Source organism: Halocola ammonii (assembly GCF_049334165.1).
Taxonomy (GTDB): Bacteria; Bacteroidota; Bacteroidia; order Flavobacteriales_D; family Sanyastnellaceae; genus JBEGHD01.
In genome coordinates, this window is sequence record NZ_JBEGHD010000021.1 from 1 (window position 1) to 13307 (window position 13307).

General features: G+C 42.4%; 11 protein-coding genes and 1 tRNA gene. 6 read left to right on the forward strand and 6 right to left on the reverse strand.

Annotated features, from left to right (window positions below; translation table 11 throughout):
• The first annotated feature begins 414 nt into the window (after window positions 1-414).
• Entirely contained in the window at window positions 415-1653 is a 1239-nt protein-coding gene (locus ABHV44_RS15705) for a GAF domain-containing sensor histidine kinase (protein ID WP_459075670.1), read from the forward strand.
• Between the two features lie 10 nt (window positions 1654-1663).
• Here the strand turns inward: ABHV44_RS15705 and ABHV44_RS15710 are convergent, their stop codons facing one another.
• From ABHV44_RS15710 to crtD, 6 genes are all read right to left on the reverse strand, one after another.
• Window positions 1664-2965, reverse strand: a complete 1302-nt coding sequence (locus tag ABHV44_RS15710) for an MATE family efflux transporter (RefSeq protein ID WP_459075671.1) — start codon at window positions 2963-2965, stop codon at window positions 1664-1666.
• Window positions 2966-3264: 299 nt separating this feature from the next.
• Entirely contained in the window at window positions 3265-4314 is a 1050-nt protein-coding gene (locus tag ABHV44_RS15715; protein ID WP_459075672.1) for a response regulator, read from the reverse strand.
• Window positions 4315-4503: 189 nt separating this feature from the next.
• Window positions 4504-5442 carry a T9SS type A sorting domain-containing protein gene (locus ABHV44_RS15720; protein WP_459075673.1) on the reverse strand — a complete coding sequence of 313 codons (939 nt, stop codon included), beginning with the start codon at window positions 5440-5442 and terminating at the stop codon, window positions 4504-4506.
• A 237-nt stretch (window positions 5443-5679) separates the two neighbouring features.
• Window positions 5680-6858: a lycopene cyclase family protein gene (locus ABHV44_RS15725; RefSeq protein WP_459075674.1), complete on the reverse strand. Its 1179-nt coding sequence runs from the start codon at window positions 6856-6858 to the stop codon at window positions 5680-5682.
• Window positions 6839-7495 (reverse strand): carotenoid biosynthesis protein, encoded by a 657-nt coding sequence (locus ABHV44_RS15730; RefSeq protein ID WP_459075675.1) that lies wholly within the window; start codon window positions 7493-7495, stop codon window positions 6839-6841. The genes ABHV44_RS15725 and ABHV44_RS15730 overlap by 20 nt, the downstream gene beginning before the upstream one ends.
• Window positions 7495-8961: a 1-hydroxycarotenoid 3,4-desaturase CrtD gene (gene crtD, locus ABHV44_RS15735; protein ID WP_459075676.1), complete on the reverse strand. Its 1467-nt coding sequence runs from the start codon at window positions 8959-8961 to the stop codon at window positions 7495-7497. Before crtD ends, ABHV44_RS15730 begins: the two co-directional genes overlap by 1 nt.
• A gap of 304 nt (window positions 8962-9265) precedes the next feature.
• Here crtD and ABHV44_RS15740 point away from each other — a divergent pair.
• The 5 genes from ABHV44_RS15740 to ABHV44_RS15760 all read left to right on the forward strand — a co-directional run bounded on the left by ABHV44_RS15740 (window position 9266) and on the right by ABHV44_RS15760 (window position 13006).
• Window positions 9266-9340, forward strand: a tRNA-Pro gene (locus ABHV44_RS15740).
• Between the two features lie 153 nt (window positions 9341-9493).
• Entirely contained in the window at window positions 9494-10297 is an 804-nt protein-coding gene (locus ABHV44_RS15745) for a hypothetical protein (RefSeq protein ID WP_459075677.1), read from the forward strand.
• A 110-nt stretch (window positions 10298-10407) separates the two neighbouring features.
• Window positions 10408-10689: a helix-turn-helix domain-containing protein gene (locus ABHV44_RS15750; RefSeq protein WP_459075678.1), complete on the forward strand. Its 282-nt coding sequence runs from the start codon at window positions 10408-10410 to the stop codon at window positions 10687-10689.
• A gap of 3 nt (window positions 10690-10692) precedes the next feature.
• A complete protein-coding gene (locus tag ABHV44_RS15755; protein ID WP_459075679.1) occupies window positions 10693-11256 on the forward strand; it encodes a BT4734/BF3469 family protein in 564 nt (187 codons plus the stop codon).
• The gene (locus tag ABHV44_RS15760; RefSeq protein ID WP_459075680.1) at window positions 11243-13006 is read left to right on the forward strand and encodes a DUF3987 domain-containing protein; all 1764 of its coding nucleotides are present in this window, start codon (window positions 11243-11245) and stop codon (window positions 13004-13006) included. The genes ABHV44_RS15755 and ABHV44_RS15760 overlap by 14 nt, the downstream gene beginning before the upstream one ends.
• Window positions 13007-13307 lie beyond the last annotated feature (301 nt).

Below are 13307 nucleotides of genomic sequence, written 5' to 3' on the forward strand. Positions count from 1 at the left end.
AGTAATCCCCGAAATTTAGAGCCCGAGCCAAACTTTGCTTGGGTGAAGGGCCTCTGAAGCAAAAAGCCAACGATGCGCAGCATTGTGAGGTTTTTAGATCTTGTAGGTCCACCCCACCAGGATCACGTTAGTAATCCCCGAAGACTTGTCTGAGCAACAGATGAAGATTGACATTGTCTGACTTGCTATTCTGAATTCTTAAAAATTACCATGCTTTAGCTTCGACTAAGTGATTCCCCATTCAACTTTAAGAAAATTCCTACGTGACTGGAAAGCCTTTATCCTTGAGGGCTGCTGAGAGGTGATCGAAAAACTGATAAGTATCATGCTTATCTGCCGAACACTTTTAACCATCACATTCGTTATTAGTATTAGCACTTACTACTTTTTTGAAGTGGCGAAACTAGATTTATTATGAGTATTAAAAAGATTGAGGACCCGGCTCTTGAGACAGAGGCCGAACGCCTAAGGGCTTTACGTGAATACGAAATTTTGGATGGCACAACAGATGAGGAGCTCAATGACCTGGTGGAATTAGCTTCTGAAATTTGTGAAACACCAATTTCACTGGTGACCTTAATTGACGAAGATCGACAGTGGTACAGAGCCAAAAAAGGCATAGATGAAAACGGTACTTCTCGAGACGTTGCATTTTGCAATTACACTATCCTTCAGCACGAGTTGGTTGAAATTAAGGATGCCACAAAGGACGAGCGAGTGAAGGACAATCCTTATGTCACATCCGATGAAGATCACATTAGATATTATGCAGGCGTGCCTCTCACCAACCGTAATGGCTATAATTTGGGATCTCTTTGTGTAGTTGACACAGAGCCGCGTGAATTAAATGATTTTCAAACAAAGTCACTCAAGTTCTTGGCGAAACAAGTAGTCAGAAAGCTGGACTACGACCTGGATCAAAAACGCTTGTGCGAACATGCAAGGTGTTTGAAACAGACAAATCAAAAACTCGAACAACTATCGCGACTCAACGTCAATCTGCTTTCGGCAATCGCTCACGACTTGCGAAACAACCTGGCAGGCTCAGAATCTGTTTTATCGCTCATAAAAGGTCGTGTGGATTTAGGGGAGGAGATGGATTTTCTTGTCAATGAACAACTAAAGGGTACTCATCAGGCTTACAAACTTCTTTCGGACATGGTAACCTGGGGATCGAGCTATGTAAAGAGTGGGGAGATCAATAAAGAAGCAGTGAAGCTCTCAGATGCTGTTGACTCCGTGCTCACCGACCTCTCTGACCACGCCAGTAAAAAGAATTTGAGATTGCAAAACAGAATACCAGATGGACTAAGCGTGCATAGTGATCCCGAAATGCTCAAATTTCTATTCCGCAATCTGGTTCAAAATGCACTTAAATTTAGTGAAGGGGGCAAGGTGGAAGTTGGATATGACCCGGACGGGTCAGCTTTTTACGTGTCAGATCAGGGGCAAGGGATGAGCAATTTGGAATTGGAAAAGCTCTTCTCCTGGGATCGATCGAAAGTAAAAGTCGGGACAGATGGAGAGCCGGGCTCAGGAATTGGTTTGATGCTGTGCAAAGATTTCGTTGATCGACACGATGGAGAAATTTGGGCAGAGAGCACAGAAGGCGTAGGTACCACTTTCTTTTTCACCCTGGAGCCAAAAGCCTAAAGGGGAGGTGTTAGTCAGCCTGAAAACTAACTCTCTTCTTGTGCTGCCATGTTCCTCTTCTAAACCATGCAATGGAAATTCCAGCGGCAATTAAATTAGATATTGGGAAAGCCCACCATATGCCATTGAACGAAAGGCTTGTTTCATAGGATAAGAAGTAGGCCAGAGGAAACCGGATAACCCAAAGAGCGATAATCGACATCATCATGGAAGCCAGTGTGTAGCCTGCTCCGTTGAACACCCCGTTGGTCACTTGCTGCACTCCCAGCACTCCGAAACTCGGGGCCATTATTTTGATGAACATCGCCCCGTTTTCTATTACCTCCGTTTCTCCAGGGACGAAAAAGGCCGTGAGCTGCTCGGCAAAAACAAACAGGATTACACCAATAGAAGTGAGTCCCCAAAAAGCTACCTTCTGACTCATAATTCCTACTTCTTTTGCCTTCTCAATCTGTTGTGCGCCCATGTGCTGACCAACCAGAGTAGTGGTGGCCGAAGACAAACCGAGTGCAGGAATAATTACGAAGCTGAGTATGCGAGCTCCAATTCCGTAGGAGGCCATCACCATGGAGCCGAAGCTTGTGACAAGCACGATTAATGCAGACATTCCCAGGGCACGCGTAGACAACTCCAGACTCGAAGGCAAGCCGAGTTTCATCATAGTTTTGACAAAACGGAGGTCCCATCTGAAATCTGAAAAGTTGAGCTGAATTCCGCTTTTACCTCTGTAAATAATGATGAACCCAATAAATGCCGAAAGGCCCTGTGTGATCACGCTGGCCATGGCTGCACCAGAAACACCCATTTCTGGAATTGGCCCCCATCCGTAGATAAAAAGCGGGTCGAGAAACAGGTTTAAAATGACTGTGGAAAGCACCACAAAAGTCGGCCCGATCACATTTCCGATTCCACGCATGAGCGACTGGTAAACGAAAAACATGAAAAGAAAGATGAACCCGATTGAAGAAACCTGAAAATAATCTACAGCATCGGTAAGAATTTCACCTTCAGCTCCCACAAGTCGCATGAGCGGACCGGAAAAGAAGAAACCCGCAGCCGCCAAAAGCAGTGAGATAAAAAACATCACCAGATAGGTTTGCGATGTACTGTAGTTGATCATTCTTTGATCTCGCATTCCCTTGTACTGGGCAACCATAATAGAACCGGCAATGGTAAGTCCAATGCCCAACGAAATAATCAGGAATAGCAACGGAAAGCTCAGAGACACGGCAGCTACAGCACCTGCGCCAATTCTTCCCAGCCAAAACGTGTCTATCAACTGATAGGTAGTTTGCAGGATATTGGCAAGCACAATTGGCCCCGACAGTTTGAACAGGGAAAAGAGGGCTTCTTTACTTTCTTCTCGTTGAAAAATGGTCATTCTAAAACAAAGCAGCCACAAAATTCCTTTAAGGAACTTGCGGCATATCTTTTAGTTATCGATTCTTGATTTTCTTATCTCAAAAAGGATTTGCAAAAGTAGGGCTTAAAATACGACCGTTGCATTTCGACAATGTCAATGGTTGTTAAACTCAATGTTGACTTTTTCAATCCGTCAAATGAAAGCAACCGAAAATCAAAAGTGTTCAATAGGAAGGCAAGTGGAAAGAGTTAAAACCTGAGGTGTTCCAGTTTTGCGGGATCAGGAATTTTGATGTTTCTTCCTTCAACCACAATGAGCTCCTCTTGCTTAAAATCTCCGAGCGTGCGAACAACTGTTTCTGTAGCGGTTCCTACCACTTTTGCAAGGTCTTCTCTAGAAATTGGAATTCCCTCTTTAGCTTTTTGCTGACCGTACTTTTCTACAAATTCAAGAAGTCCCCTGGCGACTCTTTTTCTCACCGTGTCGTAGGCCAAATGGAGCAATCGTTCTTCACTGTCCTGTGCATGTGCACTGAGCATTTTTATGAAAGCCCCAGCAATCTGAGCATTGCTCGAGATGAGGGCAAAAAGATCCTCTCGCGGTATGAGTTTTAGCGTGGTTTCCTCTAGTGCAGTGGCCGAATCGCGATAAGCACTTTCCTGCAAAATCGGCATGTAGCCGAGGTATTCTCCATCCGAGTAAATCCCGGTGATCAATTCTTTTCCATCCGTATGTAGTCGATAAGTTTTTACTTTTCCGGATTCAATTAGAAAGAATTTATTTGGTTGATCGCCTTCGAGGTAGATCATGTCCTTTTTTGAGTAGGTTCTGGAAACGCGGTTCTCGGAAAGTTGTAAAAGTGAATCGCTCTCCCTGGCAGAGTTTACAAAACTTTCAAACCCACTACCTGCCAAATCCTGCCGGAGCACTTCGCTTCGTTTTAGTCGGCTTTCCACAGCTTGCAAAAGATCCGATTCGTCAAACGGCTTTGTGATGTAGTCGTCTGCACCCAGGTTCATCCCTTTTCTCATATCTCCTTTTTCTGCTTTGGCGGTGAGAAAAATGAAGGGAATGGAAGCCGTTTCCTTGTGTTTACTCAAAAGAAAAATAACTCCGTAGCCATCGAGTTCCGGCATCATGATGTCGCAAAGAATGAGGTGAGGAGGATCTGCCAGAGCTTTGTCGACACCTATCTTGCCGTTTTCTGCCTGTGTCACTTCGTAGTTAGCCAGCTCAAGAAACTCCACGATGTTTTCTCTTACATCTTCATTATCTTCTATGACCAGGATTTTTTTCACAGCCTCTTCAATTGATTTGATTTTTTCTCAGGGTGAAGCTTCTTTTTATGATATCAAAGGTAAACTCCTCTGTGAGCAAAGCAAGAAAGATTTAACACTGCGCTTCATTTTTCAGAGAATAACTGAAAAAAGAAAGGCCCGATTACAATTTGCAATCGGGCCTTCAGTCTCAAAATGAGTAAAGTGAAATTATTTTTTCACTACTCGTCTTGTCATAATGTCATTGTCCATAACAACGCTTACAAGATAAACTCCGGCTTGCCAATCAGAAGCTGAAAGAGTTTCTACTTCTTCAGAAGAAGTAGTTACTTCTTTAGAGTAAACCAGTTGACCTACCATGTTTCTTACCTCAATTGTGTAAGGCTCAAAACCATCAGTTGTTACTGAAAGGTTCAACTCCTCGTTGATTGGATTTGGAAATACTTCCATATCCATAGCTTTTTTATCTACCGATCCCACGTGGGTGATGTCACCAGCATTACCAACTTTCACGTAGTCCATCAAAAGGAAGAAGTCGTCATCTGAGTCGTGTAGGAAAGCGATGTAAATAGTTTCCCCTTCGTAATCAGCCAAAGAGAACTCACGGTGAACCATGATTCCGTTAGCCAATGGATCAGTCGATGTTGGGTCTCCTACCCAATTCCCGTGAACTACTCCATCGCTGAACTGAGTTGGATCGTCATTGATGTTTTGAGCGTAGTGCTCAAGAGTGTCGGTGAAGCTCTCAAGCTCTGTGTCGGTTGTTGAAACCAAAACAGTGTAACCGTCCATGTAGAGGTAACCTTGCGCTGGAGCAGCTGCCCACGCAACGCTCGTGTTTGCGTCAACTTCCACTGCTGAAGAAATCAGCCAGTTTCTGTTACCTGGCGCAAATCCTTCAATCCAGGAAGTACTCTGCGCGTGAATTGTGCCCTGATAAGGTCCTGTGGCATTCACAGTGTCTACAAACCAGGTTGTGAAACTTGGATCCACTGCTGGTGTCAAACCATCTTCATCAATAGCAGTCCATCCAGAAGGAAGTCCTGGAGATGCGAAGTCCTCATCGATTGTTAGTTGTGCAGATGCAAATCCGCTAACCATAAGAAGTGCTGCTATAAAGCAGGCTTTTAAAGTGTAAAGTCTATTCATAACGTTAATTTAAATTTGGGCGTAAGCTCGCTAACATTTCAGACAAGAGCAAAACTTTATTCTGTAATTATGTTAAAGCTCTTATGCTAGTGTCGGAAGCGCGTGCGGCCTCAAGGTTTAGCTGGAAGATGAACCAGACCTTTTAAACTGATAGCTGTGAGTGACCTATTATTTCGTTCTACAGTGGTTTGATACCAAAAATGAATTCCAACCCTCTGTGGGTGTAAGGTTGGATTCTCAACCTTGGATGTTATTGTCCCGTGGATGGCTCCTGGAAAAACTTCGAAGAAGTGCCTTTGTGAAGGGTAGCTTTTGAAAAGAACTCATGATCTTAATCTCTTGCCAAAAGTTTGTCTCTTCGTCTAAAAAGCGCAAAATCATTGACGGATCATTTTTACTGTACATGTTGCTAAAAATGCGCTCTCCAAGGTGATTATTTTTCCAGAGCACATCCAAAAACAAGGAGTCGTATTTTCTAAATCGAGTGTTAAAAAGCTCGTGGTCTGGAGATTTGTTTGCTTTCAGATTCTCAATCAGTTTGTTGCTGTATCGTTCAGCGTTTTTAAAAGAATAACCCGAAGACGGCTTCACCCACGAACCAGCAGTTCCTATTTTAATGACATTCTTCGTATTCGCTTGATGAAAGGGATAATTACTCATTGGAATTACACCTTTCTCCTGATCTGTGATCTTGAAGTTTTCGACACCCAAAACTTCTTTAAGGTACTTATGCAAGTATTTGTCGTAGCCGGAGTCATCAATGAGCTCAGGAGAAAAAAAGGTGAATTCCACAAGGGCTTTCTTTTCTGAAAATGGCAAAATATAAGTGAAGCTTGTCGACTCTGGCCACTTCAGCCTAAAGTCCATCATCATAAACGAATTGGGGTCGAAAACACTCTTTTCAGTTTCTATGACCCAGCCCTTAAAATGTTGCAGAAGCCGGATGTACTTGTCTTTTGCTTCATAGAATTTCTTGTCGACCCGACTATCAAAAACGAGTTTTGACAGGTAGGAATTCTCCAGGCCATAAATAGTGGATGGTTCTCCTTCTTCTATTCTATCGACTTCATCATTTATCCAGGTGAAGTTTTTTGCCTTTGACAGCAAGCTTTTGGTGTGATTGTAAAAATCCAGCGCGCCTACCATTTTGTATTGGTAGTCCTTAAGGTCGAGATTGAGCAGTTTTTTGGAATTGGCGAACTGAGCTTTTTGCCATGTTTTGGTAACAATTATATCCCATTTTCCATTTCCTTTTTCCCAGAAGCACCAGGTGCGATCGTTCTGGTTTTTCTCATCTTTTTCTATGATTGCGATTGAAGCATCATCAAAGTAGGGGTCTTCACTCATCGCCACAGCCAGCTGCAGTCCAGCTGCTCCGGCACCTACTATTGCAAAATCATAAACTGTATGCGACATAGAAAAAAGCAAAGAAGATTAATTGCGCTGTGTAAAGATGGCAGGAAAATATAAAATCCCCTTTGACTTTGAGTTTCTGATATCCCAGAATCATGAAAAAAGAAATGAGATACCACGCAACGTAGTTGTCTATGGGCGCTTCTCCACCTTCGAATTCCCAAAAATCGAAAACCGGAGCAGGTAGTTCAATAAAGAAATCGAGTAACACCATTAGTCCTGCACCGATTATCGATTTAAAGAGATAATGAACTTTGAGCCGATCCACTATGGCTGCACAACTCATGATCAGGACGGCCCAGTTGATTCCGATCAACAGCGGAACTCCTCCCAGTTTGTAACCGAGATTTTCACCATAAGCATAGTCTCCGAAGAAAAGACCGTAGTTAACCCCGAGCCACTCAAGAAAAAATCCACTCATGAATATTGCGACAAAAAAGCCAATTCTTTTGAGCGAGTTGACCGGAAAGTTAATGGCCAGCAAAACTGCGATAATCATCAGGTTTAGTTCTGTCTTGGAAATAAACCACTCAAAATAGCCCAGGCTGATTCCGATGAGTGCCGCAACCTGAAAAGCCCAGAGAACGACTATTGAAGCAAAGCGTTTGAGGTTGATTTGATTTTTTAAAAGCAAGTCCATTAGGCAGATGGGATTTCGTTCGTAGCAATTTTTGCTGAAAGCAAGCAGAGCGGAATCCCTCCACCAGGATGCACAGATCCTCCGCAGAAATAGAGGTTTTTAACTGAAGACGAAAAGTTTGGGTGACGCAGAAATGCAGCGAACTTTGAGTTGCTTGACGTCCCATAAAGCGATCCTCCGTGAGAGTTAGTGTTGCTCTCAATACTTATTGGATCAAGTCGGTTTTCGGTAACAATGTGCTGAGTGATGTCGACTCCAAGTGTGTTCTGAATTTTATGGATGACATATTTTCGGGCTTGCTGAAAAACCTCCTCTGTGTATTGACCTTCATTCACGGGCACATTGATCATCACAAACCAGTTTTCACAACCCTTGGGCGCGTCTCTCGTCTCCTCTTTGCTCGAAATATTAATGTAAACTGTGGGGTCATCAAACAGTTTCTTTGTTTCGAAAATGCTCTCGAACTCCTCCTTATAGTTGTCAGAAAAAAGGATGTTGTGCAAGTCGAACTGTGGAAATTCGTTGTTGATTCCCCAGTAAAAAATGATGGCCGAACTAGATCTTTCCTGACTTAAAATTTTCTTTGGCTGTCGAGCTTCCTTTAGTAAATGCTTGTAAGTGGAAAACACGTCCACATTTGAGACCACCACATCAGCAAGGTGATCGACTCCGTTCGCTCGAACTCCTTTTGCTTTTTTGTCGTCAAGTAGAATCTTTTCGACTTTCGAATTGAAGTGGAAATTGATGCCCTGCTCTTTTGCCAAACGATAGAGACTCTGTGATATCTCGTGCATCCCACCTTCGGGAAAGTAGGTACCAAGTTCCATTTCAAGATGAGGTATCATTGACATAATCCCCGGTGTGGAGTAGGGAGAAGAGCCATTGTAAGTAGCAAATCGATTGAAGAGCTGCACGAGCTTTGGGTGATCAAAATATATTTCGTTTACCTGGTTGAGCGATTTTCCAATATCGAGTCTTCCGGATTTCAGGAGCGATTTAAGGGTATTGACCGATAAATAAGTCTTTGCGTTGTGAAGGGATTTTTTGAGAAAGATATCAGCAGTCAGCTCGTATTTTTCCGCATTTCGGTTTAGGTATTTTTCAATTTTTTCTGATGATTCATCGAATGTCTTAGCTGCTTGATCAACAAACTGCTGCTTGTCGGCACTGGCAGAAAAACGAGTGCCATCGCTCCAGAAGTAATTGCAGATTGTTTCTTTTTGGCGGTAGTTGAAGAAGTCTCTGGGGTTTTTTCCAAACAGCCTAAAAAGTTCATCAACGAGATGAGGCATAGTGAAGAGTGAGGGTCCCATGTCGAACCTGAAGCCGTCCAGATTTTGCGCATGGATCTTGCCTCCAGCGTACGAGTTGGCTTCAAAAACATCTACTTCGAAACCTTTGTTTCTCAATCTCAAAGCACTTGCCAGCCCGGCAATTCCGGCTCCAATAATTATTGCATTCCTCATTTGGGGCTACTTGTAAATAATTCAAGCAGATAACCGGCCCCGTTCTGTTTTGTTTGAGAAAAACAATTATTTATTAAACATAATTGCAGCAAAAAGCACCATGAGAAAAAGTGTGAATTTGAGTTGGTATTCTTGGTTCTTGAGATTCAGGAAGGTTCAGCTTTTCGTACGAACTCAATACAGAAAATTTTCATTTTATGCTTTGTCAGTAAAAACAACTGATTATCTTTGCACCCCTCTAACGGAAAAGACGGATGAGTCTTTTTTGGGGAATGGCTTACCGGAGCCATTTAAAATAAAAGCTCGGGGTGTAGCGTAGCCCGGTTATCGCGCCTGCTTTGGGAGCAGGAGGTCGCAGGTTCGAATCCTGCCACCCCGACAACACTGAAAGCCTTTACTGGCAAGAGAAAGAGGAGTTAATAGCTCCTCTTTTTTTATGCCCTCTTATTTCCGGTTTACATATGGTTTACATGATTTCTTTGAACGTGGTCCGAAATTAGTTATGTTTTGAAATTAAACCAAACCCCAAAAAATGGAAGTGAAGCGAAATGACGAAACTGTAATTATCCATGTTAATTTTCTAGAAATTTTTCCAAACCCTGATTTAGAAAACTTCTCAAAAAGAGAAGGATTCGAGGATCAATTTTCAGCTAGCCGTTTGACTATTGAAAAGGACTGGTATGGAAATGTAAAGAAGGCAATCCAAGAGCATGGGATCAGAGATGATCTACATATAAAAAATTTGATAGCCATCACGCATCTCTTCAATGAACTTCCCTGGAAGGAAAAGGATCTTACAAAGTGGCGACAGTATACTATTGATTCCATCAAATTATTACGACTTGAGAAGTATGCTCAAGATCACGAGTTGGGTAAAGGCACTCTAAAATGGAGAACGCCTACAGGTGAAAGTGACTTTGAAATAAGTTTGGATTCCCCAGAGATTGTGAGACTCATATTGGATAATGTCAAGAATGAGTGGCCATTGATTTTAATTCGGCAGTTGGTGCAGAGGTTTAAGGTTGGAATCAAACGATCAGATCATACAATTAACTCAAACGAGCCAGTACTCACTATTGTCGATGATTGGTTTCCTTCTCCAGCACAAATGAGAAATTTATTCTTTCAAGCGATTAGACAATTCTGCTATAACAATCAACTCTTTGACCTAAAGTCGGAATTTGATAATCGTGAAGCCATGGTAAAATGCATTGTAGACATATCTCTGGCAAGTGATCTTCTCAAGGAGGACGATTTCTCAAGCCCTTTGAGAAACATAGTCTTAACTGGTCTTGGGAAAGATCGAATGACATTTCCTCCGCGTCCTAAATTATAGGGTTCGAGAAATTGAAACATGGACCCTATTTTTTCATTAGGGTCTGCGTTTCAAGAAAAACATAGTCATCTGCCTTCATTTGCGGTAACAATAACCCAAAATCCAAGAAAATGGAGGCAAAACTTATTACTAAAGAAGAGTTTAGAATACTTCTAGCAAAACTCGAAACCCTTAAACAATCTGTAGAAAACCTTAAAAAGAAAACTCCAGAACCAGGCGAAGGTTGGCTCGATAACAATCAGGTCTGTGAAATCTTGCGAATCAGCAAGAGGCAGCTCCAGAATTATCGGGACAGGTCTGTTTTACCGTTTTCACAGTTCGGTACGAAGATCTACTATCGATGGGAGGATATCGAAAATCACTTGATGTCTAACTATAAAAAAGGAGCCTAAGCCATGACTAGATTATTTTCTTTTTATCCAGGGCCTATTGGCAATACAACACCTTCGAAGCATATAGGTATTCTTGATATCTATCATCTTATTAAAGGAGGTGATTATGAGCGCACAATCAACAATATCAGAAATCAAAGGAGCAAAGAGGCAAAGCGTATGCTAAAGACGAAAAACCTTGATTTTGTGACCTTTTCTGGTACTTTTCACAAAAGAAGCAAATCAGGACTATTCACGCATTCTGGAATGATATGTTTTGATTTTGACAACTTCAGAGATTCTTCTGAGGTCCTAGCAGCAAAAGAAGCACTTCTGAAAGAAAATGAGCTCCAAACAGAATTGCTTTTCACTTCACCTTCAGGCTTAGGGCTTAAGTGGGTGGTCAGTGACGAAAGAATTAACCAGGATACACACGAGAAATTTTTTGTTGCAATTAGTGCGATGCTGAAAGCACGATATAATCTTGAAGTAGACCAATCCGGTAAAGACATTTCAAGAGCATGCTTTCTGTCTCATGATCCATTCGCTTACATTAACCTTAAATACCTTGACCATGACATCAAATAATACATTTAATCCAGAGGAATGGTGTGGTAAAGCAAATTCAAATAACTCGAAGGACTCTCATCAAAAAGCGTCAGGTGCGAAGGCGGGATCGGAAGAGTTCAAGAAGGTCGAAAGTATGATCTATCAACTTGAAGCACAAGAAATAGATCTCGCTCCGAATTACGAAGAATGGCGCAACATCGGCTTTGCTTTCGCAGATGAATTTGGAGAAGAGGGCCGTGAGCTCTTTCAGAGAGTAAGTAAGTTTTACTCTGAGTATTCTGAAACTGAGTGTGACAAACAGTACACGCATTGTTTAAGCGCTAAGGGATCTGGAGTGAGCCTGGGAACTTTTTATCACCTGGCGAAGCAAGCGGGTTTGGAAATGCCACAAAAACCAAGGCGAAAAAATGGCGAAAAGGCGATGCTTCCAACCTTTTCAGAAGAAATCTACAGTTCACTACCCGACTTTTTGAAGCGGGTTGTTAAGATGTCTACTTCTGATGAAGAAAGAGATATTTTGCTGCTGGGAGCTATAACAGTGATCAGTTCTTGCCTTCCAAAAGTTCATGGGCTCTACGATGGTAGGAAAGTACGTCCCAATCTGTTCTTATTCGTCACTGGAGAGGCTTCCGCTGGAAAGGGACGTTTAAGCCATTGTAGGCAGCTTGTTAAGCCCATTCACGATGGAATGCGAGACAAAGCCGCACAAAAGCGTCAGGAGTACGAGAAGGAACTAGCAGCATACAATTCTCAAAAAGGCGCTCAAATGGGGCTTGAAAAGCCTGCCGAACCAGCTGAAAACATGCTCTTCATTCCGGCAAACAACAGTACTACCGGAGTCTTCCAGCTATTATCAGATAACGATGGAAGAGGGCTGATCTACGAAACAGAAGGTGATACCTTGGCACAGGCGTTCAAGACTGACTATGGGAATTACAGCGATGGCTTTCGAAAAGCATTTCACCATGAGACAATCTCCTTCTTTAGGCGGACGAACAGAGAATATGTGGATATCGAGTCTCCGTGTTTATCCGCGTTGCTTTCAGGCACACCAAAGCAGATTTCATCATTAATACCAGGCGCGGAGAATGGCCTATTTAGCCGGTTTATGTTTTACTACATGAATGTGAAACCTATTTGGAAGGATGTCTTCGCCAATAGCGGGAGCAAGTCTCATGATGAATACTTTGATGATTTAGGCTTGGAATTCCAGGTAATCTACGAACAGCTGTTGAACGCTGGTGAAAAGGAGTTTACCCTAACCAAGGATCAACAAAAAAGATTCAATGAGTTTTTCCAAAAGGTGCAGGCAGAATTTTTGAAGGTGCAGGGCATTGATTATATCGCAACAGTGAGAAGGTTAGGAATAATTGCCTTTCGGCTGTGCATGGTCCTGTCTTCTCTTAGAGCTGTGGAAACTGGCGTGTTAACTGGAAGGGTTATTTGTCGGGATCAAGATTTTAACGCAGCAATAGGCATGATTGATAACCTTTTGATCCATTCGAGTCAGGTATTCAACAAGCTTCCTCAAGAACAATCTCAGCCAAATCATTTGAATCGAAAGGAAAAGTTCCTGGCTGCACTGCCATTTGAATTCAATAGGCAGGATTTTCTATCTATTGCGCAAAAATTGTCCATTCCAGGTAAAACCGCAGAACGATACATTACTCAAGCTTGCAAAAAGGGGCTAATTCTTCGAGATAGGCAGAATGAGTACCAAAATCCCGCAGCTGAGGAAACTGAGGATGATGAGGAAACTGAGGATTAACTCCTTTGCTTTCCTCATCTCCTCAAAGTCCTCAAAATCCTCACTATGGCAAATCTGAGAGAAAGGCTGTAGAATCAACCTTTTCGCCCCTTAAGATGGAGGTAGACTTAATAAGTAGATTAAGCTCTCTGATTTTTATTTAAAGGCAGTCACAACAACCTATTCCGGCTTTTGGTCTTAGCTTTACCTAATAATGAAAACGGTAGATCGTTCCTCTCATTTATTTAATAGGTCAGTGAACTGAAAAGGTAGTGTTGTTAGCCTTTTGACAAAATCGGGAGCTTTGAACGAAAGGGTAGAG